Below are 24,595 nucleotides of genomic sequence, written 5' to 3' on the forward strand. Positions count from 1 at the left end.
CGGCAATTTGTATCAAATTGTCGCATTTGGGCATTTTGCCAAATCTTGCGACCATTTTGCCGGTTCTTCGGGATCATTTCGCGACAATCATAGGCGATAACCGACCTCAACGAAAACAGTCCCCACAACCAAACTGAGGTTCACGATGAAACGCAAAACCCACCTTAAAATCGCGGCAGCCCTGATTGCCACCACTTTGATTGCCACCCCGTTTGCAGCTTCTTATGCCGGTCAAGGCGGGCACGGAAAACAAAGTGAATGGGCAATGTTTGACGGCCATCACGGTGGATCAAAAAATGACGGCCCGCGTAGCGAGCACGGCAAAGGTGACAAACATGATCGTCAAAATCGCGAACGCGCAGTTCCCCTAACCCCGGCAGAAGCCCGCATTTTGATTGATGCGATGCTTTTGAAAACCAATGTGTCTGATCTTAAAACCGGCGATGCGCTTTTGGCGGAACAGCCCGGCAAGATCGATGTTCTTCTGGTCAATGCCGATGGCGGCGTTGTTGAGGTGATCAAGTTTGACGCCAAAACCGGCCGTATGGAAAAGGATGAACGCCGTACTTTGCGCAAACTCCTGCCCCGTCCCGATAAGGCTGAACGTTATAATCGCAAGTTCGATGCCAATCAGATGAGCTTGCTTGCCAATGCCATGGTGATCCGTTTTGGCAACGGGGACCTTAAACTTGGCGACATCGCGCAAACCCCGCGTGGCACCTATAGCGCGACAGTTACCAACAATGCCGGTGACATTGTTCGCGAAATGGAACTCAGCAGTGTGACCGGCCGCCCAATTAGCTAATTCAGCATTGGATGAGACCGCACATCTGACACCGTCCCCACCCGGTCCGGGGAATTTCTCCCAACCGATACTCCGGACCAACCCCTGCGCCCCCAAGGTTTCCCCCTTGGGGGCGTTATCTTTAGATCATTGATTTGTCGTGATTTTTGGTTTGACGCCGATACAGACACTTATCATTCTGCCAGATCGCTTTAAACGCAACGCCCCAAAGTGATCTGAACAATGACAGCCCCAAACATTAAATCAACGCCCAGAACCGCCACCCTGAATGATATTCCAGCCTTAAGCCGGCTTTGGCAGGAAACCGGGCTTTACCGCCCTTATAACCCGCCAGAATGGGATGTGAAATTTGCCCTGTCTTCAGATGAGGCGACGCTTCTGGTCTGGGAAGATAACAGTGATAACATCGTTGGTTCGGTCATGGCCGGACATGACGGGCATCGCGGCTGGATCTATTATATGGCGGTTGCGCCTGATCTTCAGAAATCAGGCCTTGGCCGCAAATTGATCGAGGTCGGGGAAAACTGGCTGCGCGATCAGGGTGTCTGGCGGATGCAGTTGATGGTGCGTTCCGAGAACAAAGCAACGCAGGATTTCTATGCCCATCTTGGCTATCGCGCCTGCGATGTCACGGTCATGCAAAAGGATATCGACACCCCGCCCGCAGATCGGCCCTAAGCATGGAAAAACTGCGCAATATTGGCCCGAAATCATCGCGTGAACTGCGTGAAATCGGCATTGAAACCCGCGATGACCTTGCGCAATCGGGCATCGAAGAAACCACGCGCCGCCTTTTGTTTCGCTTTGGCAGCGAGAAGAAGATCAGTGTGAATTACCTTTATGCGCTTGAAGGGGCGATACATGACCACGATTGGCGCGACATCACCCCCGCCCGCAAAGCCGAACTTCGTGCAATATTGGACGGCCTGCGCCGGGAACTCGCAAGTAGCAGTAAATAGGCCATAGCATATTCACTGCTACTTTTGGCTGTTCCCAAAGCTACTGCGCAGCGACTGCATTCCTATCAGTTTTTTCTTGTTCCAAGCGTGCTTTCAAAACCGCGATCTGATCACCGTCCAAGCGCAAGCCAAGTTTGGAACGCCGCCAGATCACATCATCTATACCGCGCACCCATTCCTGATCAATCAGATAGCGCAGTTCTGCTTCATATAAATCATGACCATAACAGGTGCCGAGATCAGCAACCTTTGATGCCGTGCCAATCACGTCCTCGATCCGGGTGCCATAGGCGCGTAAAAGACGTTTGAGCATCGCACGATCCATCCAGTCATAACGCTGGGCGTAATCGACAAACGCATCTTCAAACGATGCATTGGGAAAATCCCCGCCAGGCAAAGGTGCGCTCGCGGTCCACGGTACATCCTTGGCACCAAGTTCCTTTGAGATGATCTGAAGTGCGTGTTCGGCAAGTTTGCGGTAGGTGGTAATTTTCCCACCAAACACATGCAATGCCGGGGCGGCCCCATCATTGTCTTCAAGTTTCAGGGTGTAATCACGCGATACCTTGGATGCATTTTCGCTTCCCTCATTCCCGGCATATAGCGGACGCACCCCGGAATAGGTCCAGACAACATCATCTGATGCCACCTGCTTTTTGAAATAGCCACTGGCAAGTTTGCAAAGATAGTCAATTTCATCCTGATCAATTTTGACCTTGGCCGGATCACCGGTAAAATCAACATCCGTGGTCCCGATCAGGGTAAAGTCATCCTGATAGGGAATGGCGAAAACAATGCGGCCGTCGCCATTCTGAAAGATATAGCAATAGTCATGGTCAAATAGCTTGGGCACGACGATGTGGCTGCCCTTGACCAAGCGGATGTTTGCCTTGGTGTTTGATGCAACAACGCCGGTTTTCGGGTTGATCAAATCAGCACACCACGGACCAGCCGCGTTGATCAGCATACGGCCCGAAACAGCGCGGTCCTGACCATTTTCCTGATCACGCAAGGTCACTTGCCACAGATCATCAACCCGCTTGGCCCCAACGCATTCGGTGCGCGTATGGATTTCAGCCCCGTTGGCCTTGGCATCGCGTGCGTTTAACACCACAAGCCGCGCATCATCGACCCAGCAATCAGAATAAACAAACCCCTTGGTTACGCCTTCGCGCAACGGTTCACCCGACACATGATTGGCAAATGAAATTCCCTTGGATGCTGGCAGTTTTTTGCGCCCGCCCAAATGGTCATACAAAAACAAACCAAGCCGGATCATCCATGCCGGACGCAGATCGCGACGGTGCGGCAAGACAAAGCGCAGCGGCCAAATGATGTGTGGGGCATTGCCCAAAAGAACTTCACGTTCCCTCAAAGCTTCGCGGACAAGGCGGAATTCATAATGCTCAAGGTAACGCAGCCCGCCATGGATCAGCTTGGTGCTGGCCGATGAGGTCGCACTGGCCAGATCATTTTTTTCACACAGCAAAACTTTAAGGCCACGGCCCGCCGCATCCCGCGCAATGCCGGCACCGTTAATGCCACCGCCAATAATGATCAGATCGTAGGTTGAAGTGCCAGCCATGTGGGCCTCTCTCGCCAAAGGAATTTCTCTTTGCCAAGACAAATAGTTCATTTTCGAAAATTTTCAAGTTTCAATTTGTGACATTTTATTGATGCAGATATGCCGTGAAGACAACGCTTCGCTCGACCAGAAGCCGCATGAACGACTCCATTCGAAAATTTCATTAGTGAAATAAATAGAAAAGCCCCGCCTGATATTTAGGCGGGGCGTTCATCACGGGGGCTATGATCAGGGCTGTATCTGGTCCGGGTGGCGGATCAGGCCAGCCAGCGTTTTTGCCAGTCCGAGAGCATGGAAATTGTCCAAAGCTGATGCCCCCAGTTGCGCTTACCCGACATATGTTCCTGATGCAGCCGGGCGATATATTTACGATCCAGACCAAGATCATTATAGAGCGCATCATTGGCCAGATGGTCGCCCATCCATTCGCGCAAAGGCCCGCGCAACCATTGGGCCAGCGGCACACCAAAGCCGGTTTTGGGCCGATCAATTAATTCGCGCGGGACATATTTATACAGGATCTGACGCAAGGCATGCTTGCCAATCGACCCGTTCATTTTAAGGCGTGCGGGCATCCGCCAGCCAAATTCAATCACCCGGTGATCAATAAGCGGCACACGTACTTCAAGTGAATTGGCCATTGATGCCCGGTCGACCTTGGTCAAAACGTCATCAACCATATACATCATCGTATCCATGACCTGCATGGACGAAACATAATCAAGATTACGGTTGCGGCAAAACTTTTCGCCCGGCACGCGGAATTTCTTGCGCGACGACCGGCTTCCCAAAAGCTTATCGGCATCAAACAGCGACAGCAGCGCGTGATAGCGATCCAGATCATCCTTGATCGCCAACAGCGGTGCGGCCTTATGGATTTTATCGCCAATAGCACTGGTCGACATCTTACCGGGCACAAGCCCGACCAGATTATCCCATTGTTCGGGCGATAGCATGGTCAGGCCCTTGGCAACCAACGACGCGCCAAACGGAATGCTGCTGGCGGCGGCACTCAACTGCTTTGCCCACAGATAGCGGGTATATCCGCCAAATGTTTCATCTCCGCCGTCACCCGAAAGCGCAACCGAGACTTCCTTACGGGTCAGGGCAGAAATCAGATAGGTCGGGATGGCAGAACTGTCAAAGAACGGCTCGTCAAAAGTTTCTGAAAGCTTTGGCACCAGATCAAGCGCGTCCTGCGGGGTAACATACAGTTCGGTATGATCGGTTTTAAGGTGCTTTGCCACTTCACCGGCAAAGGCCGCCTCGTTGAAGGCGGCATCTTCGAACCCGACCGAAAATGTTTTCACCGGACGGTCTGATACCGACTGCATCAGGGCAACGATGGTTGAAGAATCAATTCCGCCAGACAAAAAAGCGCCCAGCGGCACATCGGCAACCATGCGGCGCTGAACCGCATCGCGCAGCAATTCTTCAAGCGCGTCAATCGCACTTTGATCATCGCCACTCCATGCGTGTTTCTGACCATTGAGAACAGCATCCTCAACCGACCAATAGGCGGTTTCTGTCGCCTGATCGTGTGATGTAATCTCAAGAATATGGCCGGGCTTAAGCATCTTGGCGTGGGCATAGATCGAATGACCGGACGGCACATAACCAAACCGTAAGTAGGCCTCTAGCCCGGTCTGATTGACTTCCCGCGAAATGACATTGCCCGCCAGAAGGCCTTTGACCTCGGATGCGAAGCCGATATTGCCTTCAAAGCGCGACCAATAAAGCGGCTTGATGCCCAACCGATCCCGGATAAGGGTCAGTTTATTGGCTTCGCGGTCCCAAAGGGCGATGGCAAACATGCCAATCAGGCGTTTTACCGTTTCGCGAACACCCCAATGGGCAATGCATTCAAGGATGACTTCAGTGTCGGAATGGCCGCGCCAAGCAATGTTGGCACAGGCAAGCTTTTCGCGCAGTTCCGGCGCATTATAAATTTCGCCGTTATACACTATGACATAGCGGCCATTGGCCGAATGCATGGGCTGCTTGCCAGCATCTGACAGATCAATAATCGCCAAGCGGCGCTGACCAAGTGCCAAACCTGACGGTGGATCAACCCAAACATCACCGCCATCCGGGCCGCGATGGTGCAACGCTTCGTTCATGCGCGAAACAGTATCGCCCAAACCCGTTGCGTCACTCTGTCCCGACAGCCATAAACCAGCAATTCCACACATAAAAATATCCTGTAAAGACCTGCCGTTACTTAAAACAATAACGGGTTGCCCTACAATCAAAACCTTTGATCAATGACCGGAAATGATCGGCCAAAATCGTTTTTACCATGCCGCCCTATTCCACATGGTGAAAACGGCAAAACAGACTATGCAATAACAACGCGGAGTTATGCTACCACTACCAGACCTACAACCAATAATATACTGCCATCCAAACGCACGTGGTCTCGTGTTCATAGAATCAAAGCCTGAAAAACAAGACGACCCGGCAGAGATAGCAGTTCAGGGAGTAACGTCCGGATGAACGCTTCGAAAAAACAGGTATCACTTTCACTTGGCCAAAAACAAATCATCAGCTATGTCGCGATCCTCGCGCTGATGAGTATTTTGGCGACGATTTCCGTTGTTCTTGTAAATCAGATCAACACTTCCTTCACCCAGATCACCGACATCAATGGCGTTAAACAACGCTACGCCATTAATTTGGGCGGTAGTGTCCAGGACCGCGCGATTGCAGTCCGCGACATGGCGCTGGTCGCAAGTCAGGATGATGTTAATGCCACAATCAGCATTATCAACGAACAGGCCACCATTTACGCCGACGCGGCACAAGGCATGGCTGAAATCCTGTCCGCCCCGAAAACATCATCGGATCAAGAACAACAACTCTTTGCAGAAATTCAGGCGGTTGAAGAACGTGCTGCGCCAATCATCGAAAAGGTCATCAGCCTTCGCACGGCAGGTGAATTCTCCTCTACGATCAACCTGATCAACGCCGAAGCTGCACCGGCCTTTGCCGACTGGCGCGCCAGTATCGATGCACTGATCGAATATGAAGAAGCCAAAAGCCAGTTGACCTCTGTGTCGGCACGAACGGTCGCCAGCAACTTTTCGATCGTCATGATCGGCATGCTGGTTCTGTCGCTAGCGATCAGTATCGGCTTGATCATCTGGAACATCCGGGCGATTGCCCCGCTGCGTGGATTGACCACCGGTATGCTTGAAATTGCCGAAGGCAAGCTCGACACAGCCATTCCGGAAATCACCCGGCGTGACGAAGTCGGCGATATCGTAACAGCCGTTAAAGTATTTCAGAAAAACGCGATTGAGCGTCGTGAAATGCGCGCAAAGGAGGCAGAGCTTCAACGCGCTCAGGCGCAACGTTCTGAACTCATGGAAAAACTTACCAAGGGTTTTGAGGAGACAACTGGTGATCTCCTGGCCGATGTTGGACAGGCACTTGAAAAATTGCGGAGCTCGGCCTCCACGTTGGGGCGGACAGCTGAAACGAGCAAGGCACGCGCAAGCGATGCAGCGTCTGTTGTGTCCGAAGTCGCCCACAACGCAGAATCTGTTGCATCCGCAGCAGAAGAACTTACGGCATCGGTCTATGAGGTCAGCCAGCGGATTGCTCAATCTCGCGAAACCATGTCGCGTGCGCAGAGCGAAGCCAACAGCACCAATGACAAAATGTCCGTGCTGGAAACCTCTGCCGACAAGATTGGGGAAGTTGTTAAACTGATCACTGATATTGCCGGTCAGACCAATTTGCTGGCACTGAACGCAACGATCGAAGCCGCACGTGCGGGCGATGCCGGCAAGGGTTTTGCTGTTGTCGCAAACGAGGTCAAAAACCTTGCTTCACAGACGGCACGTGCAACGGATGAAATCTCTGAGCAGATCTCGACAGTCCAGACAGAAACCCGCGAAGCTGTTGCCGCCATCCGTGAAATTGTTGAAACGATTGGCGTGATTAACGAAGATACAGCGGACATTGCCGGTTCAATCAACCAACAAAGCGACACGACCACAGAGATTTCATCAAAAATCTCCCAAGTCGCGCAGAACACTCGGGACGTTGCCAGCAACATTCAACAGGCGATGGATGCGGCAGATGAAACAGATGCTGCATCGGGTGATGTCAGAGCCGCAACAGCAAGCATGGAAGAACGCGCTCAGAAGCTTGATCATTCCGTAAAGCAGTTCCTGCGTGATATCGCTTAAATTTACCCAATATGGGAATCGAACGGTCAGGCCTTTAACCTGACCGTTCGATTCCCAACCGCGCCATACGGCGATAGAGCGTATTGCGCCCGATTCCCAATGCCTTGGCGGTGTTGCTGATATGCCAATGATGTTCGTCAAGCACATCACGAAGGGCGGCACCTTCGGCGCGTTCAATGCTTTGGCGTGCGGATGGTTGATCATTGATGGTCTCGACATGGAAATCATCTGGCAGGTGATGGCGTTCAATTACACCGTCTTCGGCAAAGACGCTGGCATATTGTAAAATATTGATCAGTTCGCGCACATTGCCCGGCCAGCGATGCCGGGTCAAAAGGGTCAATACGTCATCCTGGCACTGCACATGATCGTCAGATAGCCCGGCCAACAGCCTTCCGATCAAATCAACAAGGTCACTGCGTTCACGTAAGGGCGGCACGGCGAGCCTTGCGCCCTTGATCCGATACAGCAAATCTTCGCGGAACCGCCCGTCTGTCACGGCCGCGGTCAAATCGACATTGCTGGCACAGATCAGACGAAAATCGACCGAGATCGACTTTGTGCTGCCAAGTGGTTCGATCATCCGACTTTCAAGAACTCGCAACAGACGTCCTTGCGCGGCAAGCGGCATGTCTCCGATTTCATCCAGGAAAAGTGTGCCGCCATTGGCTTCGCGGATACGCCCGCCAAATCCATCGCGCGCCGCCCCGGTAAAGGCGCCGCCGGCATGACCAAACAGCTCGTTTTCAATCAATCCTTCGGGCAAGGCCGCACAATTGATGGCGACAAAGTTTCGCGATTTGCCAAAGCTTGCCTCATGGATATGACGGGCAAGATATTCTTTGCCGCTGCCGGTTTCACCCGACATCAACACATTGATATCGCGGGCATGAAGCCGTGATCCAATATCAAAAATGCGCCGAAGTGCCGGATCGCGATCGGCGATCTCGACAACGGGCTTGGCCAGTGGTTTGACTTTGTGGGCAACCGGGGTGGAGCGCCCGATATATTTCCGGCGCATCCGCTCAGGAACCGTCAGACTGCCAAACAATACCCCACCACCAGCAATATTAAGCGCCATTGCCGATGAGGCACGGCCCTGATTTTGGCCGTCTGTCTGGCTGAATTTTGACAGTAAATCATCGACATCCATCTCGAACATATCGGCGAGATCAGTCGAAGCATTGGCCGCTGTTAAAATGCGCCGTGCAGTTGACGTTGCACCACTGATCGAGCCATCCGGCGCTATCGAAATCATCGCATCGCGGGTGGTTCCGACATGTTGGGATTCAGGATGCAGATGCAAAATCACATCGCCGGATCGCTCGTCAAAAAACAAGATACGTTCAAGCGCATCGGCATAGTCTGCCACCATGCCACGAACACGCAAACAATCGGTCCGCTTGATGTCATCACGTACCGCCGACACATCAAGAACCGAACAGACTTTGCCATCCGGATCAAAAACCGGGGCGGCTGTGCAGGTCAGGACCGAATGCTGGGCCAGGAAATGTTCGTCCTTGTGGATCGTGATCGGGCGACCTTCAACAATACAGGTGCCAATGCCGTTCGTACCTTCACGCTCCTCGCTCCAGACCGCACCGAGTAAAAGACCGTTGGTGCGAAATGACGGCAGTAATGAATGGGCCGCGACACTATCAAGGATCACGCCACTATTGTCGGTGAGAAACACGGCATAGCCCGACGCATCAATCTTGCGATACAGGGTCCGCACAAGATCGTGGGCATGGTGATAAAGCCGCCCGTTGCGATCCCGCAATTGTCGGGTCTGGCTTTCGGGCATAACTTCGGGACGGCGCAAGGTGTCATGGGCCAGACCGAAACGGTTTTCACACCGCTGCCAGCTTTCAAGCACCGCACGATTTTGCGCACCACCGCTGAGTTGCAGTGCTGCTTCTATCCGTCCGCCGGGAATATTTCCTGACATAGACGCTATCTCCCTTGTGTCGGCATTTTAGCCCGGAAATTCCGGTGTGGAGCTTATGCCCCGTCCGATCACAGCCCTGATCCTACCATAACGCCCCCCCTGCACGCCAAACAGTTTCACCGCAAAATCACCGCACAATCTGAGATGTTCCATTTTTGGAACAATTTGCGCCAATTGCCCTGTTCCAACCGATCCGTCGGCACAGCGTCAAACACCATCCCCATTGCCCCAACCACCTGAAAATGCGGCCTTAGTGTGCAACGCCCCCTGCCCGATCAAAAGTGGCATGACCTTTGCGGATACGGCAGCGTCACAATCAAAAACGGGCGAACAAATCGCCTGTGGATCTCGGAGGAAGCAAAATGATCTATAAAAACCCGAATGACACCGGCAGCGTCGTCAGTTTCAAGGGCCGCTATGAGAACTATATTGGCGGCGAATGGGTCGCCCCGACCAAGGGCCAGTATTTTGAAAATGTCTCGCCGGTAAACGGTAAGACTTTCTGCGAAATGCCTCGCTCATCGAGCGAAGATATCGAAAAGGCACTTGATGCCGCCCATGCAGCTTTTCCGGCCTGGGGCAAAACGTCCGTGACTGAACGGGCCAATATGCTCAATAAAATTGCTGATCGCATGGAAGCCAACCTTGAAATGCTTGCGGTTGCCGAAACATGGGACAATGGCAAGGCCGTGCGCGAAACCATGGCCGCCGACATTCCCTTGGCGATTGATCATTTCCGTTATTTCGCCGGTGCTATCCGTGCGCAAGAAGGATCGTTAGGTGAAATTGACGACAACACGGTAGCCTATCACTTCCATGAACCACTTGGCGTGGTTGGCCAAATCATCCCATGGAACTTCCCGATTCTGATGGCTGTGTGGAAACTGGCCCCGGCATTGGCCGCGGGCAACTGTATTGTGTTGAAACCGGCCGAACAAACCCCGGCATCGATCTGTGTGTTGCTTGAACTGGTTGGCGATTTGATCCCGGCGGGCGTTTTGAACGTCGTTCAGGGCTTTGGCGTGGAAGCCGGTAAACCGCTTGCGCAAAGCAACCGTGTTGCCAAGGTCGCCTTTACCGGCGAAACCACCACCGGGCGTTTGATCATGCAATATGCATCGGAAAACATCATTCCGGTGACACTTGAACTGGGTGGCAAATCGCCAAACGTCTTCTTTGATGACATCATGGCAGCCGATGATGATTTCCGCCAGAAAGCCGCCGAAGGCCTGACCATGTTTGCCCTTAATCAGGGTGAAGTTTGCACCTGTCCGTCGCGTGCGCTTATTCAGGAAACCATCTATGACAAGTTCATGGATAATGTCCTGACCCGCGTTGCCAATATCAAACAGGGCAACCCGCTTGATACCGACACCATGATGGGGGCACAGGCATCTTCCGAACAGATGGAAAAAATCCTGTCCTATCTTGATATCGGCAAACAGGAAGGGGCAGAAACCCTTTGTGGTGGTGGCCGCGCCGAACTCGGCGGTGATCTTTCGGATGGTTTCTATATCCAGCCGACCATCTTCAAGGGCCATAACCGTATGCGGATTTTCCAAGAAGAAATCTTTGGCCCTGTCGTTTCGGTCGCAACCTTTAAGGACGACGCCGAAGCCCTTCATCTTGCCAATGATACCCTTTATGGGCTGGGTGCCGGTGTCTGGACCCGTGATGGCACGCGTGCTTATCGCTTTGGCCGGGAAATCAAGGCCGGTCGTGTCTGGACCAACTGTTATCACCTCTATCCTGCCCATGCTGCTTTTGGTGGTTATAAACAGTCTGGTATCGGACGTGAAAACCACAAGATGATGTTGAACCATTATCAGCAGACCAAGAACCTTCTGGTTTCCTACGATCCGAAACCGATGGGCTTCTTCTGATCGAACGATGATCGCGGCCGGGCGCATATCCTCCCTCATGCGTCCGGCTTTCTTTCATCCTTCATCTTGCAGGAGGTACCCATGACCGGATCAGAAACCGTCCCTGACAGGGTCACCGCAACCAGTGCGGCTATTGATCTGATCAGGAAGCTTAAAACCATCCACGGGCCGGTGATGTTTCATCAATCGGGGGGCTGTTGTGATGGCAGCGCGCCGATGTGTTTTCCCGACGGGGAATTTAAAACCGGTGATCAGGACGTGCTTTTAGGGGAAATCGAAGGCAGTCCGTTTTTTATGGGTCGTGCACAATTTGAATATTGGCGTCACACGCAACTGATCATTGACGTCGTTGATGGGCGGGGTGGGATGTTCTCTCTTGAAGGACCAGAAGGCAAGCGCTTCCTGACCCGATCCCGCATCTTTAGCGACGATGAATGGAATGCCCTTAAGACGGCTGAGGAGAAAGCCCCGATCACCAGCGACAGCTAACTAAGACATTGCCTACCCGTGGCGTTTCGCGGTGTGTGATTTCCTCCCATGATCTCACATTTCCGAAACCCCAGAAGACGCTGCAGGCATGTCCATTTGATTGCGCAGCCTCTTCTTCCTTGCCCGCTGCCCCTCCCCCCGATGAGGCAGCGGGCTTTTTTATGCGTGTGCCAGAGTCTGTCTGAACGACAAACCCTTGCGGATTAACAGGAAAGCGGGCGCGTTCGTCCTACGCCTCCGGTCCGGTCGAAAGCTATTATTTTGTCAGATCCTGCGCCAGCATCAACGCATTACCGTCCGGATCGTAGAATGTGGCCGTACTGACCATGCCCTCTATGGTTTCGGTCTCGCCGTCGAATTTCACGTTCACCTTTTCAAGGGCCGCACGGGCCGACGCGATATCCGCAACGCCGAAAACGGGCACCAGGTTGCCCGGAGACGGTTCCATCTGCTCGCCCAATCCCAGAGTGACGCCTTCCGTTTTGGTCTGCATTTCACTCCAACCGGCGGCGTCAATGTGCATTAGCAGCTGGAAGCCCAGATTCTTTTCATACCATTCCGCACTGGCATGGCGGTCACGCACCGATAGGGCGAGGGTGATGGTGTTTTCCAACGAAACGACAGACATGACACTTTCCTTTGCCTTAAAAATATAGTAACTATAATTCATGGATATCCCGTTACTTGTCAAGCTCACATCGAAAGCCTGGTCTTTGAAAACTCTGGCGCTGCTGCATTCCGGCGTTCCGGGCCGGCAGGCACCGTTGATCGCAGCTACCACGGCGTCGCGCAGTGCCTTTGCCGCCAGCCTGGAGCACCTGATCCAACTGGAACTGCTTGAGAGAAACCCGGGCCATGGCCACCCGCTCCGGCCGGAATTCCGTCTGACGGAGCAAGGCAAGGTGGTTGCCGCAATGGCCCACCGCATCCTGGAAGCAGCACCGGGAGAGGACGGGTTTGACATTTTGAAACGAAGCTGGTCTGTACCGATCCTAGCATTGACGGAAGCTCCCAGCCGATTTTCAACCATCAGGTCCGGTCTGGGTGCGATTACCGATCGTGCACTTTCCAAGTCACTGGGAATGCTCGAAGAACGGGAGTGGCTTCGGCGTGAAATTGATGTGTCACAGCGCACACCGTTTCCGACCTATCAGGCGGTGAATGCGGGACAGATAATCAACCGGGCCATAGGACTAAGCCTCTAGAGTCAAGACCTAATACATTGCTACCCGTGACGTTTCGTGGCGTGTGAAGTCCTCCCATGATCTCACATTTCCGCCTCCAGAAAACGCTGCTGGCATGTCCATTGGATTGCACAGCCTCTTCTTCCTTGCCCGCTGTCCTTGCCCCCGATGTGACAGCGGGCTTTTTGTGCATTTCGCTTCTCGCAGACATAAATTTTTTGCGAAAAAATCTGGAACAACACCCCCGCTGCATGTGTTCTGCAATTGGAAAGCGATCCCGGGACGCATCGCGCCCGGAACTGAATTCCAACATAAAAAAGGAGCATCACATTATGCGACGCTCAATGATTACACTGACCGCTCTTTCCGCGATTGCCTTGGGGACTGCGCCCGCAATGGCTGCAGGACAGCAGAAAGAAAACCCACAGGTTCCGGAAACGACACAGCAGTCGATGCAAAAAAACCCTGCAACCCTGAACGACCATGAATCGGTTCAACTGTCAGGGACGGTAAAAGAAATTACCGATGATCAGTTCACGATGAGCTATGGGTATGGCGAAATTGCTGTCGACATGTCCGATTACGGCTGGCTCGATCAGGGCTTTGTCAACAAAGGCGACAAAGTTCGCGTAAATGGTGAAGTTTCCGAAGGTTTCTTTTCCGATAAAAGGATTGTCGCCACGTCGATCTTCCTTCCCGAACGCGGTGCCTATTACACCAACGGCGAAGATCGCACCGGTTTTGTAAATAACAGCGGTCTGCCAACAGGTGACGAATGGGTGACATTCACCGGCGAGGTGACAGAAGTTCGCGAAGATGAAATTGCCCTGAATACCGGCAACACATCGATCACCGTCGATACGAGCGACGTGCCGGAAAACAGTGCCGATGAGCAGGTTCGCCAGAAAATCAAGACCGGGGATCGTGTTTCGGTCGCCGGGGAAATGGATGCAGCTGGTCTGTTCACGAAACGCGAGCTTGTTGCATCCTCGATTGTCGTCATGAATGACAGCAACACTTACATGCAGTAACCCGGTAAAGGGAACTGTCACCTGACGATGAAAAAATGGCCGACGCCGGGTTAACTGGCGTCGGCTTTTTTGTTCGGATTCAGGCCAAAATCACCAGAACCACACCGCTTAGCACACACAGGAATATCAGCGACAACAGGGCCGCCATCACAACCCGCCCGCCAACATGCATGACATTGCGGATATCAACGCTTAGTCCAAGGGCGGCCATCGCCAGAATGGTCAGGAACGACGACACGGTTTTCATCCCGCCCAAGGCGAACTCCGGCAACACTCCAAATGACCGGGCTGCCATCATGGCGATAAACCCAATGATAAACCATGGCACGACCTGTGCGATGGGAAGTTTGGTTTCACGGGCCCGCCCGCCCAGCACGGCAAGGGTAAAGATCACCGGCCCCAACATCAAAACCCGGATCAGCTTGACCAAGGTTCCGACTTGCACGGCTAGTGCGCCTGCTGGGGCGGTTGCCGCCAACACCTGTGGCACGGCATAAACCGTTAGCCCGGAAAAAATACCATACTGGGTGGCGGACAAGCCAAGACCGGCATGAAGCATCGGCAGGACAAAAACAAACAGCACGCCCAGAACGGCGGTAAAGGATATGGATGCCGCAACATCATCAGACCGGGCATCAATCACAGGTGCGGTTGCGGCAATTGCCGAATTGCCACAAATCGAATTGCCGCACGCAACCAGCATCGAAAGATGTTTTGAAAGGCCAAGCGCGCGGCCAATGTGATAGCTGACAAACAGGCTGGCGCAGACCACGGCAATGATCGCGACAATCAAGCCACCGCCTGCACTGCCAATCGCCTGCGCACTGATCGATCCGCCAAGCAATACAATCGCGACTTCCAAAACCGTCTTGCCGCAAAACCGCACACCGGCAAAATAACGCGGGGCCAAGCCAAATAGGGATCGTACCACCACCCCGATCAGGATGGCAAAAACCAGACTTTCAACCCAGCCCCGGCCAAGCAACATCTGCTCGGCCTGTTCGGCCAGCTTGGCGGCAAGTGCAACCAGCAAGGTAACGACAAGCCCCGGCAAGATTGGTTTGATGCGTGCGTTAAAAAACATGATTTTCCTGTGTTTTGATCACAATCGGAAAATCTCACGCTCAACCATTTACTTCCATCGAATAAAAATTCATATTTTATTCGATTAAATCGAATGATTGGGCTTTTGCCATGATGACGCTGGAACAGTTGCATATCTTTGTCGCGGTTGCCGAACGCGAACACCTGACCCGCGCGGCCGAGGCGATTGGCCTGACCCCATCGGCGGTCAGCTCAGCCATCAAAAATCTTGAAGGGTTTTATGGCATCGCGCTGTTTAACCGGGTGGGCCGCCGGATCGAACTGACCCAGACCGGGCGACTGTTCCTTGATGAAGCCAAAGCAACCCTTGCCCGTGCGCGGGCCGCGGAATTGACACTGGCTGAACTCGGCGGGATGCAGCGCGGTGATCTCAACGTTTATGCCAGTCAGACGATTGCCAGTTACTGGTTGCCGCCATTCTTGATGAAATTCCACGACCAATATCCCGGTATTGAAATCCATCTGACAATCGGCAACACCAAAACCGTATCGGATGCCGTGCGCGGCGGGGCAGCGGACATTGGCTTTATCGAAGGTGACATTGACGAACCGGCCCTTGCCAAACGCGAAGTTGCCGAAGATGCCCTTGTTGTCGTGGTCGGCCCCAAACATCCATGGGCGGATGGCCGCCCGCTCACCGCGCAAGCATTGGTAACGCAAACCGACTGGATTTTGCGTGAAGCCGGATCTGGCACAAGGTCGGAATTTGAAAGTGCATTGCGTGATCTTGGCGTTGATCCAACCCGCCTTAAAACCGCATTGATCCTACCCAGTAACGAAGCGGTCATCACCGCCGTTGAAAGCGGCCAAGCGGCCACCGCCGTTTCACAATTCGCGGTAAGTTCGCTGATCGCCCACGGCCGTCTGGCGCGTGCCAGCTTCCCGATCCCGCCACGCAAATTCATGGTTCTGAGGCATAAAGAGCGCAAACAGACGCAAAGCTCGTTGGCGCTTGAGAAGCTATGCTTAGAACCGATGTGAAAATCTCTACGCCACGTAAGTTTAGCAATTTTCTAATTTGAATTGCGATTGCGCAATGCACAAAACCACCCTGTGCTTTATCGCCTTCCTCTAACGATCTGTGCTACCTTAGACGTAAGCTTTGGATCGACACTGCGACGACTTAGAGGAACAAGGCCAATGCTTGATGCAGAAATATTGGCACGCATACAATTCGCTTTCACCGTTTCATTTCACATCATATTCCCGTCCTTTACCATCGGGCTGGCAAGTTACCTGTTCGTGCTTGAAGCCCTGTGGCTGCGCACGCGCGATGATACCTATCTTGCCCTGTATAAATTCTGGCTGAAAATCTTTGCCTTGGCCTTTGGCATGGGGGTCGTTTCCGGGATTGTGATGTCCTATCAATTCGGGACAAACTGGGGGCCATTTTCGGAATTCACTGGTGGGGTGATTGGCCCGCTTATGGCCTATGAAGTTCTAAGCGCCTTTTTCCTGGAAGCCGGTTTTCTTGGCATCATGCTGTTTGGTCTTAACCGTGTTGGTCCAAAATTACATTTCACCGCCACCACCATGGTTGCGATTGGCACGCTGTTTTCAGCATTCTGGATTTTGTCTGCCAACAGCTGGATGCAGACACCCGATGGCTATGCCATCGAAAACGGTCGGGCGGTTGTCACAAGTTGGATTGATGCGATCTTTAATCCAAGCTTCCCCTATCGTTTGGTCCATATGGTTCTGGCCGCCTATTTAACCACAGCCTTTGTCGTTGGTGCTGTGGGGGCCTGGCATTTGATCCGTGATCGGGAAAACCGGGCTGCGCGCATCATGTTTTCCATGGCGATGTGGATGGCGGCCATCGTTGCCCCGATCCAGATTGTTGCCGGGGACATGCATGGGCTTAACACCCTTGAGCATCAACCGGCCAAAGTTGCCGCGATGGAAGGCCATTTTGAAACCCAGAATGGCGCACCGCTGATCCTGTTTGGTTGGCCGGACATGGATGCCGAGGAAACCAAATACGCATTGGAAGTTCCAAAACTTGGCTCCATGATCCTGACTCATGACTGGGATGGCAAGATTGTCGGGCTTAAAGATTTTGCGCCTGAAGACCGCCCGAATGCCACCATCGTTTTCTGGTCATTCCGGATTATGGTTGGTTTGGGTGTGCTGATGGCGCTTTTGGGCGTTGCTAGTCTCATCGCGCGTTGGCGTCATAAGCTTTATAGCTGCAAATATTTGCATCGCTTTGCCCTGATCATGGGGCCAAGTGGCTTTGTCGCCATTTTGGCGGGCTGGTTCACCACCGAAGTTGGTCGCCAACCATGGGTGGTTTATGGCGTAATGCGGACATCAGAGGCCGGATCACCGGTTGCCCCCATCGCCATTGCCGGGTCGCTTTTGGCCTTTGTCATTGTCTATTCCATCGTCTTTGGCGTTGGCACGGCCTATATCATCCGCGCGATGAATCTTGACCCGCGTGATGCCCATGTCCCCCGGGGCGAAGTCCTTCGTGCGGGTGGTCGCCCCCTTGCCGCCCACAATCCCCCGCAAGCAGGAGAATGAGCATGGATTATCAACTGATTTGGGTTCTTTTGATTGCGGTTGCTGTCTTTGCCTATGTCACGCTGGATGGCTTTGATCTGGGGATCGGTATTCTGTTTCCGCTGATCAAGGACCCGACCAAACGCGGGCGCATGATGAATACCGTCGCCCCCATCTGGGATGGCAATGAAACCTGGCTCGTTCTGGGCGGCGGTGGACTTTATGCCGCCTTTCCGCTGGCCTATTCATTGCTGATGACCGCCTTCTACATTCCGGTTTTCATCATGCTATTGGCGCTTGTTTTTCGCGGTGTTGCCTTTGAATTTCGGTTTAAAAGCATGAACCATCAAAAACACTGGGACTTTGCCTTTTCGGCGGGATCAATCATTGCTGCAAGCATGCAAGGTGCGATGCTTGGCGGGTTTATCGAAGGGATCTCTGTTGAAAACGGGCGTTTTGTCGGCGGCGCAATGGATTGGCTGAGCCCGTTCTCGATCTTCTGCGCAACGGCGGTTGTGGTTGGCTATGCCCTGCTTGGCACGGGTTGGCTGATTATGAAAATGGAAGGCGATTTTCAGGGTAATTTGCGCCGCCTTGCCAAACCGGCAGTGATCTGGATGGCGGCTAATCTTGGCGTGATATCGCTGATGACGACATATGTGAATCCGACCTACGCGTCGCGCTGGTTTGAAATGCCCAATATATTGATGCTAGCCCCGATCCCGATCATTACAGCAGGTCTTTTGGTTTGGCTGTGGCGGGCTGTATCACACCGCGAGAAGACCGTCTTTGGCATTACGCTTGGCATCTTTTTGCTGTGCTATATCGGGTTTGGCATCACGCTTTACCCCAATATTGTCCCGCCAATGATCACATTCCGCGACGCAGCCGCCCCGGAAAACAGCCTTGCCTTCATGCTGGTCGGGGCGGCGATCCTGCTTCCGGTGATCATTGGCTATACCGCTTATGCCTATTGGGTATTTCGCGGCAAGGTCAGTGACGAGGGGTATCATTAATGCCCCTTATCCGATCTGAAAAAACCCGACGGCTTTTATGGTTCGCCGCCCTTTATATTGCCGGGATCATAACCGTTGGCGCAGCGGCAATGCTTCTTAAGGCGCTACTGGGGCAGGCCTGACTGCTTACCCCTAAAATACCGTTTTCCAAAACATGCCTGCCAACCTCTTGCCGGCAGGCACCTTGCCCGGCAGCACATCCCCCCCACCCGCTGCCGGGCTTTTTCGGTCTATTGATTGCCTTTGCGCGCAATCAAATCAGCCAGTCGTTTGATACCTTCAACGATACGTTCCGTGCTTTCGGTCGCGAAGCTTAGACGGGCGGTATTGCCGCCACTTTGATCACAGAAAAATGCCTGACCGGGAACAAAGGCGACATGGGCATCTTCCATCGCCTCGGCCAGCAATGCGCGACTATCGATGTTTTCGGGCAAAGTGAGCCAAATAAACATCCCGCCTTGTGGCCGTGACCAAGAAACACCTTCGGGCATGGTTTCATCCAGTGCGGCCGACATGACATCGCGCTTGGCCCGATAAGCATCCTGCAGGGTTTCAATATGTGCCGGGAACAGCGCGGTTGCTGCGCGCAAAGCGACTTCCTGATTGATCGTTGAAACGTGCAAATCCCCGGCCTGCTTCATCAAAACAAGCTGACAGATCACCGGACGTGGCGCGGTAATCCAGCCAATCCGCAAGGCCGGTGCCATTGTTTTGGAAAACGTACCCAATTGAATAACCGTACCGGCATCACGATCCCCATTAACTTCATCAAGGGCCAAAAGCGATGGCAGCATTTCGCCCTCATAGGACAATTTGCAATAGGCGGCGTCTTCAAGAATGATCGCGCCATATTTGCGCGCGGTTTCCAGCACGGCCAACCGGCGGTCTAGGGAATAAGACCGTCCGGTCGGGTTTTGAAAATCTGGCGACAGATAGGCAATCCGCGCACCGTTTGCAAAAGCCGCATCAAGTTCGGCAATGATCGGCCCGTCATCATCCATATTCACACCGACATAGCTTGGACGGCGCATGGAAAAGGCCTGCATCGCGCCAAGATAGCTTGGCTTTTCAAGAACGATTTCACGCCCTGGTTCCAGAAACAGACGAGCAAGCATATCAAGCCCCTGTTGTGCGCCACAGGTGATCAGGATATTTTCGATGTCACGCGCAGCCCCGGCGGCAGCCAAATCATCGGCAATCCATTGCCGCAAACCCGGCAAACCTTCGCTAATCGAATATTGCAGACTGCGCCGACCGGCAACCTCATCCCCCGTCAGATCGCCATAGACCGCATTAAAAGTCGCAAGCGGGAAAAGCTTCGGGTCCGGCACCCCACCGGCAAATGAAATAATCTCTGGCCGCTCGGCCACTTTCAACAGATCACGGATTTCAGATGTGCGCAGGGCACGGGCATCAGGCACGATCATTTCATTCCATTGGATGGTCATGGCAACTCTCTTTAGGTCAGTAACATTGCCCTTATTTGGCAAGGAACACTGACCTAAATCAAGTTTATTTTAATGTGTGATTAAAATTTGAAATAAAATTACCAAACAACATTCTCTCAAGCCATCGTGACCGGAAGGCAATCATCCCTTGCTCAGCTTGAAGATCGCTCACCTGAGCGGTCGTTATTGAGGCGCGCTTCACCAATCAAAAATGCGCGCGATATAATTACGGCAACAATCACAGTTGATATTGCGTATAGAACGCTATTGATCAGACCAAGAGGCACGGCAAGCCAAATTGGAAGCCCCAATGGAGACGCAGAGAATGTTGCGCCCGCCTCAACCAGCGCCTTAGCTACCGGCACGACCACAGCGCTAGCAGCTATCGAAATCACCAACAAAGCCGGTGAAATCAGCAAAACACGGCCAATGATATACCAGAATGTTTTCTTCCCACGCCGGAAACACCGTTGAATGGAATTGTCGCCATCAAGGATTACCGACACTGGCCAAGTGATGGTCCAAATCAAAATTAAGAAACCACATCCGGCCGTCAAAAACGTTATGACCGTAACAGTCGAGACAAGCTCTGGCTTCACTGTCAGCTTGCCGTCGATATAGACCACATCGAAAATGAAAAGTATCGTTGGCACAAGACTAACAAAAGCACACATCGCCAGAACAAGGATGGAGCGTTCAAAGAATGCGCGAAGCTTTGAACGTTCGATATTTTGGAATACCTGCCAAGAAAACTGATGGCGCAGCACGCTGGCATGTACGACGAATGCAAGAACCAACATAGGGACCGCAAACACCAGTGAAAGCGCTACGTCCCGTAATGCCATGCGGACAATTGCGCCTTGGGTAACAGCACCACCATCGATCAAAAATGCACGGGATAAATACTGGTCAGCCAATATCACTAAAAACAGCACTGGCAAAAGCGTCAAGAAAACGAATTTGCTTTTTTTGATGACATGAAAGCTCTCAACAAGGATCCAGTTATCAAACTTTGGATCTGCTGATTTTCCGCTATCCTCGATGCTATCTGTTTCCACAACGCCCTCAATTCGCTGAAGTATCACCCCAAAGCACAACCAATAGGCGAACTCTCAGGCCTCGACAAGTTAAGATCAGAGTTATGCGGATGTGTGGGCCTGAAACCTTGGCAACGACGTCAAAACACCACCAAGCCCCATCACCACGCATAGCACAAGGATAAGCCAGTTGGTTTGCTCAAGACTTGCCGTCAAGCCAACCAGCTGGCCCGCCAAAGGTTGTGTCATGTTGTTGAACAAAATAATCACACGGTTGTTTTGCCGTAATCCTTTGCCGGGATGAGCTTTTGCCGGATAGTGCGGATATAGATGTTAAACATCCCGTCAAAGCCAAGGACCACGGCGAACCCCACCATGTAAAGCCAGTAATCCGGGCTGAGTGCGGTGATTACACCGCCAAGAAACACGCCGGAAAACGACACCAACCCGATCATCCCGACCGACAGGCGACTGGCTCCGACAAGCATCAGAACAAAGATCGTAAAACCTGCACTGATGGTCTGGAGAAGGGCGTAATGCGCGTCACTCTGGCCATAAAGCCCGGTCACCATCGCAGCCGATGTCCCAAGCGTGATCCCGAACACAAGGTTCACACTGGCGGTAATCGCGATCACACGCTTTAACCTCGGCAAATAGGCAAGATGTAAAAACAGACCGAACGCCTGCTTGAACCGAAACCAGAAACGAAACACTGTGACCTCAAGAACCGCTTAATCATCGCCCCAAGCGGGCGTTCGCGGCCACAATGATCCGATCAATCCATTTTCGGAAGACACAAGAGCGCACAGCAGTTGCGCATTTTCGCGCAAGGAGAATTCTGACATCAAACCGACGCTTCCAGGCGCTGCTCTCCAATCAAATATGCCCGCGAGATAACGATCCCGATCATTGTATTTACGCATAAAATCTTCGCGGCTCCCCAAACGGCGCCCACAAAAAACAACAGATATAATCGGTACAGGCCCTCACCCGCGCCGCCCAGTGCGACCAGAATGCTCACCCCCAGTTCCCCCAGCCCAACACTGGTAAGCTCAAATATGAGTGTAAGCACGAAGGGCCCTGCGATGAACCATACAAGGTTATGGCCAAAAACAACTCGGCCCCGCTTCACTGCATCTAAAAATCTACCGCCGTCAGAAACAAGAGAGGCAGGAAGCCACGTAAACGCCAACAGGTACACAAAAGCTGCCATCGGATACGTGATCATTGCCCGCGCCCAAATGATGGATCGCTCAGTCGCGACGTTGCCATTTGAAACAGCCGCCATATCGCGGGCTGTCCAAATGATGTCTCCGAAGTTGAACAAGAAATACAAATGAGCTGGCAGAGTGATCAACAACTTCAGAACCACAAAGCGGAGCGTAAAATTTAACAGTCGTTTTTGCGCAATTTCAGCATGTCCACGCATCGCCCAAGAACAAATGACGTAAAGCGTAATGCACTCAAAACCAAGTACCATCGTACCTTTGAGCCATCCTGCAATCTGCCCCTTAATTAAGACCGTCGGCAACGTGACGACGACACAAGCGACAAGAAGCAGGGCGAAAACCCGCCAGTTCTTGCGAAGGGCGACATAGGTTCCCTTCCAGATGCGGGTGACCGAACCTGGAAGGGATTTTTCCATGAGGGCATCAAAATGCTTGGGCATCTTTACAGAGCAGCCTTCAACCCACTGGCGGCAAAGTTATGAACAAGGACAATATGTGTCACACCCCTGCCTATGCTTCGGCGGGTTCTTCGAGGGAAGGCATATCCCGGGAAGCTAACCGCTTTTCACCAAGATGGTAGGCGCGCGTCACGATGACGGCGAGCATCCCGCCAATGAAAACATACTGCAGGCTTGATATCGCCAAGGTCATCACCGTTGTCATATTGGTCTGAAACACGCCATCAGACGAGATAAGGGGTTCTCCACCTGCGGTCTGAACAATATTGACGATAATAGAGGTGAGAAACAGCCAGACGACAGGACCAATCAAAACACGACCGGTCACATACCAGACTGTCTTTCTGCCACGCGCGAAGGAGCGGCCGATGCCACTGCTATCGTCTGCAAGTGCGGCAGGCAACAAGGTGGCAAAAAACACAATGGCAATCCAAAGGGCGACAAACGTGACAGGAGCCGTTATCCCCAAAGCAACCAGATTTTCGACCTTCGTCGTCTCCTGGACCGACAGCATAAAGCTTCCGGTCATGACAAACAGAATCAGGGATGAGGGCAAGGTGACAAGGACTTGAAGCAAAAGGTAACGCCCCGCAAAAAGTTTTAGGTGCGGCTTGTCTATGAATTTAAGTGCGGTAATTTCCCTGCGCCCGTTCATCGTCGCGTTAAACAGCGAAAGCGCAAGAAATCCCCATATGGCAAAGCCAAGCAGGTAAACAACATAAACCTGCCCTGCGAAACTGCCGGTCATTTGCCAGAAAACCAAACCAAGCATCAGCACAATCGCAATCAGGAAACTCGTCCGGCACTGCCACAGAAGCTGAAAACTGGCTTTCCAGATGCCGGGTTGTTTCGTTTCTGGCTGCGCGATGTTACTATCTTCGGTCATATCAAATTGCCTCCGCTTCTGTGAGTTCGCCTTCCGGCTTGTTGCCATCTGCCAAGCGTGCCTCACCAAGCTGGTAGGCACGTGACAAGACAACAGCAACCAGAACAATACCCGTCGCCCAGACCAGATATCCCAACCCGTTCATCGCCATATCAAAGGGAACGAATTTCAGATTGCCCGCCTGGATGGTGTAGGTCCGGATTGCTTCGGAAAATTGCGCGGGCAGGAGAAAAATCGTGGCAAGAAACAGGATGATATTTGCCCCCGGGCCAATGATCAGTCGCGACATCACATAGCCGATTGTTTTGCGCCCGCGTGCAAATGCACGCTTTATCGAGGAGCCATCTGCCATAACCGCTGCGGGCATCCAGGTTCCGAACAGACCAAGCATCACCAACGTACACACCCCATAAAATGCAAGCGTAACCACCATCACAAAGACGTATCTGACAGTTTCATCTGCTGCCTTGACTTCAGGTATGCTCAGGACTGGTACCAAAATGAAAAGTGCCGGAATGAGGCTGACCATGGCAACGGCAAAGCCGCGGAGCCAAAACCGAAAGAAAGCCCACTTTTCAAGCGAGCCTACTGCCTTAAAGCCGCTTATATTGCGCAAAACCGTCACATGACATGCAATGGCCAGATACATACCGACAATAAATGTTGGCGCTTGCGACGCATCGGCTTCGGGTTTGATGGCATAAATGACACTATCCAATAGCCACAATGTCCCGACAACAACCGCAAAGATCGTCAGGTTTTTGCGAATAACCTCGGTGGCCTCGCCCCAAATGGTGATGTCGAATTTCATGCCTGCCCCCAAACCAGATCA

The 24,595-nt window shown here is 52.7% G+C and carries 23 protein-coding genes; 12 read left to right on the forward strand and 11 right to left on the reverse strand.

Annotated elements, in window-relative coordinates; translation table 11 throughout:
- Positions 1-145: 145 nt before the first annotated feature.
- The 3 genes from ACQ0MK_RS10245 to ACQ0MK_RS10255 all read left to right on the forward strand — a co-directional run bounded on the left by ACQ0MK_RS10245 (position 146) and on the right by ACQ0MK_RS10255 (position 1,764).
- Positions 146-805, forward strand: a complete 660-nt coding sequence (locus ACQ0MK_RS10245) for a hypothetical protein (RefSeq protein WP_430475921.1) — start codon at positions 146-148, stop codon at positions 803-805.
- A gap of 222 nt (positions 806-1,027) precedes the next feature.
- A complete protein-coding gene (locus ACQ0MK_RS10250; RefSeq protein WP_430475922.1) occupies positions 1,028-1,483 on the forward strand; it encodes a GNAT family acetyltransferase in 456 nt (151 codons plus the stop codon).
- 2 nt (positions 1,484-1,485) lie between these two features.
- Positions 1,486-1,764, forward strand: a complete 279-nt coding sequence (locus tag ACQ0MK_RS10255; protein ID WP_430475923.1) for a TfoX/Sxy family DNA transformation protein — start codon at positions 1,486-1,488, stop codon at positions 1,762-1,764.
- Between the two features lie 40 nt (positions 1,765-1,804).
- Here ACQ0MK_RS10255 and glpD read toward each other — a convergent pair whose 3' ends face one another.
- Together glpD and asnB are read right to left on the reverse strand one after the other, a co-directional pair.
- A complete protein-coding gene (glpD, locus tag ACQ0MK_RS10260) occupies positions 1,805-3,349 on the reverse strand; it encodes a glycerol-3-phosphate dehydrogenase (protein ID WP_430475924.1) in 1,545 nt (514 codons plus the stop codon).
- Positions 3,350-3,606: 257 nt separating this feature from the next.
- Positions 3,607-5,541, reverse strand: a complete 1,935-nt coding sequence (gene asnB, locus ACQ0MK_RS10265; RefSeq protein ID WP_430475925.1) for an asparagine synthase (glutamine-hydrolyzing) — start codon at positions 5,539-5,541, stop codon at positions 3,607-3,609.
- Positions 5,542-5,841: 300 nt separating this feature from the next.
- Here asnB and ACQ0MK_RS10270 point away from each other — a divergent pair, with 300 nt between their 5' ends.
- Complete coding sequence (locus ACQ0MK_RS10270; protein WP_430475926.1) at positions 5,842-7,545, forward strand: methyl-accepting chemotaxis protein; 1,704 nt, start codon at positions 5,842-5,844, stop codon at positions 7,543-7,545.
- A 34-nt stretch (positions 7,546-7,579) separates the two neighbouring features.
- On the opposite strand, the gene ACQ0MK_RS10275 is transcribed toward ACQ0MK_RS10270, so the two are convergent.
- On the reverse strand, positions 7,580-9,493 hold the full coding sequence (locus ACQ0MK_RS10275) for a sigma-54-dependent Fis family transcriptional regulator (RefSeq protein ID WP_430475927.1): 1,914 nt from the start codon (positions 9,491-9,493) through the stop codon (positions 7,580-7,582).
- Positions 9,494-9,855: 362 nt separating this feature from the next.
- On the opposite strand from ACQ0MK_RS10275, the gene adh reads away from it, so the two are divergent.
- Both adh and ACQ0MK_RS10285 read left to right on the forward strand, forming a co-directional pair.
- Positions 9,856-11,376, forward strand: a complete 1,521-nt coding sequence (gene adh, locus ACQ0MK_RS10280) for an aldehyde dehydrogenase (protein ID WP_430475928.1) — start codon at positions 9,856-9,858, stop codon at positions 11,374-11,376.
- An 81-nt stretch (positions 11,377-11,457) separates the two neighbouring features.
- Positions 11,458-11,865: a DUF779 domain-containing protein gene (locus tag ACQ0MK_RS10285; RefSeq protein ID WP_430475929.1), complete on the forward strand. Its 408-nt coding sequence runs from the start codon at positions 11,458-11,460 to the stop codon at positions 11,863-11,865.
- 256 nt (positions 11,866-12,121) lie between these two features.
- Here ACQ0MK_RS10285 and ACQ0MK_RS10290 read toward each other — a convergent pair whose 3' ends face one another.
- Entirely contained in the window at positions 12,122-12,493 is a 372-nt protein-coding gene (locus tag ACQ0MK_RS10290) for a VOC family protein (RefSeq protein ID WP_430475930.1), read from the reverse strand.
- A gap of 40 nt (positions 12,494-12,533) precedes the next feature.
- On the opposite strand from ACQ0MK_RS10290, the gene ACQ0MK_RS10295 reads away from it, so the two are divergent.
- Both ACQ0MK_RS10295 and ACQ0MK_RS10300 read left to right on the forward strand, forming a co-directional pair.
- Positions 12,534-13,070, forward strand: a complete 537-nt coding sequence (locus ACQ0MK_RS10295) for a winged helix-turn-helix transcriptional regulator (RefSeq protein ID WP_430475931.1) — start codon at positions 12,534-12,536, stop codon at positions 13,068-13,070.
- A gap of 311 nt (positions 13,071-13,381) precedes the next feature.
- Positions 13,382-14,080, forward strand: a complete 699-nt coding sequence (locus ACQ0MK_RS10300; RefSeq protein WP_430475932.1) for a NirD/YgiW/YdeI family stress tolerance protein — start codon at positions 13,382-13,384, stop codon at positions 14,078-14,080.
- A 79-nt stretch (positions 14,081-14,159) separates the two neighbouring features.
- On the opposite strand, the gene ACQ0MK_RS10305 is transcribed toward ACQ0MK_RS10300, so the two are convergent.
- Entirely contained in the window at positions 14,160-15,164 is a 1,005-nt protein-coding gene (locus ACQ0MK_RS10305) for a YeiH family protein (protein ID WP_430475933.1), read from the reverse strand.
- Between the two features lie 110 nt (positions 15,165-15,274).
- Between ACQ0MK_RS10305 and ACQ0MK_RS10310 the strand changes: the two genes are divergently transcribed.
- The 4 genes from ACQ0MK_RS10310 (at position 15,275) to ACQ0MK_RS10325 (ending at position 18,827) form a co-directional block, all read left to right on the forward strand.
- On the forward strand, positions 15,275-16,165 hold the full coding sequence (locus ACQ0MK_RS10310) for a LysR substrate-binding domain-containing protein (RefSeq protein WP_430475934.1): 891 nt from the start codon (positions 15,275-15,277) through the stop codon (positions 16,163-16,165).
- Positions 16,166-16,324: 159 nt separating this feature from the next.
- Positions 16,325-17,710, forward strand: coding sequence for a cytochrome ubiquinol oxidase subunit I (locus tag ACQ0MK_RS10315; protein ID WP_430475935.1), 1,386 nt, complete (start codon positions 16,325-16,327; stop codon positions 17,708-17,710).
- Positions 17,711-17,712: 2 nt separating this feature from the next.
- A complete protein-coding gene (gene cydB, locus ACQ0MK_RS10320) occupies positions 17,713-18,705 on the forward strand; it encodes a cytochrome d ubiquinol oxidase subunit II (protein ID WP_430475936.1) in 993 nt (330 codons plus the stop codon).
- The gene (locus tag ACQ0MK_RS10325) at positions 18,705-18,827 is read left to right on the forward strand and encodes a hypothetical protein (RefSeq protein ID WP_430475937.1); all 123 of its coding nucleotides are present in this window, start codon (positions 18,705-18,707) and stop codon (positions 18,825-18,827) included. The genes cydB and ACQ0MK_RS10325 overlap by 1 nt, the downstream gene beginning before the upstream one ends.
- A gap of 108 nt (positions 18,828-18,935) precedes the next feature.
- On the opposite strand, the gene ACQ0MK_RS10330 is transcribed toward ACQ0MK_RS10325, so the two are convergent.
- The 6 genes from ACQ0MK_RS10330 to ACQ0MK_RS10355 all read right to left on the reverse strand — a co-directional run bounded on the left by ACQ0MK_RS10330 (position 18,936) and on the right by ACQ0MK_RS10355 (position 24,574).
- The gene (locus ACQ0MK_RS10330; RefSeq protein ID WP_430475938.1) at positions 18,936-20,153 is read right to left on the reverse strand and encodes a PLP-dependent aminotransferase family protein; all 1,218 of its coding nucleotides are present in this window, start codon (positions 20,151-20,153) and stop codon (positions 18,936-18,938) included.
- 152 nt (positions 20,154-20,305) lie between these two features.
- Positions 20,306-21,211: a hypothetical protein gene (locus ACQ0MK_RS10335; RefSeq protein WP_430475939.1), complete on the reverse strand. Its 906-nt coding sequence runs from the start codon at positions 21,209-21,211 to the stop codon at positions 20,306-20,308.
- 245 nt (positions 21,212-21,456) lie between these two features.
- Positions 21,457-21,825: a hypothetical protein gene (locus tag ACQ0MK_RS10340; RefSeq protein WP_430475940.1), complete on the reverse strand. Its 369-nt coding sequence runs from the start codon at positions 21,823-21,825 to the stop codon at positions 21,457-21,459.
- A 209-nt stretch (positions 21,826-22,034) separates the two neighbouring features.
- Entirely contained in the window at positions 22,035-22,859 is an 825-nt protein-coding gene (locus tag ACQ0MK_RS10345) for a hypothetical protein (protein WP_430475941.1), read from the reverse strand.
- Between the two features lie 70 nt (positions 22,860-22,929).
- Positions 22,930-23,763: a hypothetical protein gene (locus ACQ0MK_RS10350; protein WP_430475942.1), complete on the reverse strand. Its 834-nt coding sequence runs from the start codon at positions 23,761-23,763 to the stop codon at positions 22,930-22,932.
- A gap of 1 nt (position 23,764) precedes the next feature.
- A complete protein-coding gene (locus ACQ0MK_RS10355) occupies positions 23,765-24,574 on the reverse strand; it encodes a hypothetical protein (RefSeq protein ID WP_430475943.1) in 810 nt (269 codons plus the stop codon).
- Positions 24,575-24,595: the final 21 nt, after the last annotated feature.

Source organism: Thalassospira lucentensis, assembly GCF_050516545.1.
GTDB lineage: Bacteria > Pseudomonadota > Alphaproteobacteria > Rhodospirillales > Thalassospiraceae > Thalassospira > Thalassospira lucentensis_C.

What these genes read in the sequence shown, in the direction of transcription:
- ACQ0MK_RS10245 (WP_430475921.1), top strand. Translation starts at nt 146, where the DNA reads ATGAAACGCAAAACCCACCTTAAAATCGCGGCAGCCCTGATTGCCACC.
- ACQ0MK_RS10250 (WP_430475922.1), top strand. Translation starts at nt 1,028, where the DNA reads ATGACAGCCCCAAACATTAAATCAACGCCCAGAACCGCCACCCTGAAT.
- ACQ0MK_RS10255 (WP_430475923.1), top strand. Translation starts at nt 1,486, where the DNA reads ATGGAAAAACTGCGCAATATTGGCCCGAAATCATCGCGTGAACTGCGT.
- glpD (WP_430475924.1), bottom strand. Translation starts at nt 3,349, where the DNA reads ATGGCTGGCACTTCAACCTACGATCTGATCATTATTGGCGGTGGCATT.
- asnB (WP_430475925.1), bottom strand. Translation starts at nt 5,541, where the DNA reads ATGTGTGGAATTGCTGGTTTATGGCTGTCGGGACAGAGTGACGCAACG.
- ACQ0MK_RS10270 (WP_430475926.1), top strand. Translation starts at nt 5,842, where the DNA reads ATGAACGCTTCGAAAAAACAGGTATCACTTTCACTTGGCCAAAAACAA.
- ACQ0MK_RS10275 (WP_430475927.1), bottom strand. Translation starts at nt 9,493, where the DNA reads ATGTCAGGAAATATTCCCGGCGGACGGATAGAAGCAGCACTGCAACTC.
- adh (WP_430475928.1), top strand. Translation starts at nt 9,856, where the DNA reads ATGATCTATAAAAACCCGAATGACACCGGCAGCGTCGTCAGTTTCAAG.
- ACQ0MK_RS10285 (WP_430475929.1), top strand. Translation starts at nt 11,458, where the DNA reads ATGACCGGATCAGAAACCGTCCCTGACAGGGTCACCGCAACCAGTGCG.
- ACQ0MK_RS10290 (WP_430475930.1), bottom strand. Translation starts at nt 12,493, where the DNA reads ATGTCTGTCGTTTCGTTGGAAAACACCATCACCCTCGCCCTATCGGTG.
- ACQ0MK_RS10295 (WP_430475931.1), top strand. Translation starts at nt 12,534, where the DNA reads ATGGATATCCCGTTACTTGTCAAGCTCACATCGAAAGCCTGGTCTTTG.
- ACQ0MK_RS10300 (WP_430475932.1), top strand. Translation starts at nt 13,382, where the DNA reads ATGCGACGCTCAATGATTACACTGACCGCTCTTTCCGCGATTGCCTTG.
- ACQ0MK_RS10305 (WP_430475933.1), bottom strand. Translation starts at nt 15,164, where the DNA reads ATGTTTTTTAACGCACGCATCAAACCAATCTTGCCGGGGCTTGTCGTT.
- ACQ0MK_RS10310 (WP_430475934.1), top strand. Translation starts at nt 15,275, where the DNA reads ATGATGACGCTGGAACAGTTGCATATCTTTGTCGCGGTTGCCGAACGC.
- ACQ0MK_RS10315 (WP_430475935.1), top strand. Translation starts at nt 16,325, where the DNA reads ATGCTTGATGCAGAAATATTGGCACGCATACAATTCGCTTTCACCGTT.
- cydB (WP_430475936.1), top strand. Translation starts at nt 17,713, where the DNA reads ATGGATTATCAACTGATTTGGGTTCTTTTGATTGCGGTTGCTGTCTTT.
- ACQ0MK_RS10325 (WP_430475937.1), top strand. Translation starts at nt 18,705, where the DNA reads ATGCCCCTTATCCGATCTGAAAAAACCCGACGGCTTTTATGGTTCGCC.
- ACQ0MK_RS10330 (WP_430475938.1), bottom strand. Translation starts at nt 20,153, where the DNA reads ATGACCATCCAATGGAATGAAATGATCGTGCCTGATGCCCGTGCCCTG.
- ACQ0MK_RS10345 (WP_430475941.1), bottom strand. Translation starts at nt 22,859, where the DNA reads ATGCCCAAGCATTTTGATGCCCTCATGGAAAAATCCCTTCCAGGTTCG.
- ACQ0MK_RS10350 (WP_430475942.1), bottom strand. Translation starts at nt 23,763, where the DNA reads ATGACCGAAGATAGTAACATCGCGCAGCCAGAAACGAAACAACCCGGC.
- ACQ0MK_RS10355 (WP_430475943.1), bottom strand. Translation starts at nt 24,574, where the DNA reads ATGAAATTCGACATCACCATTTGGGGCGAGGCCACCGAGGTTATTCGC.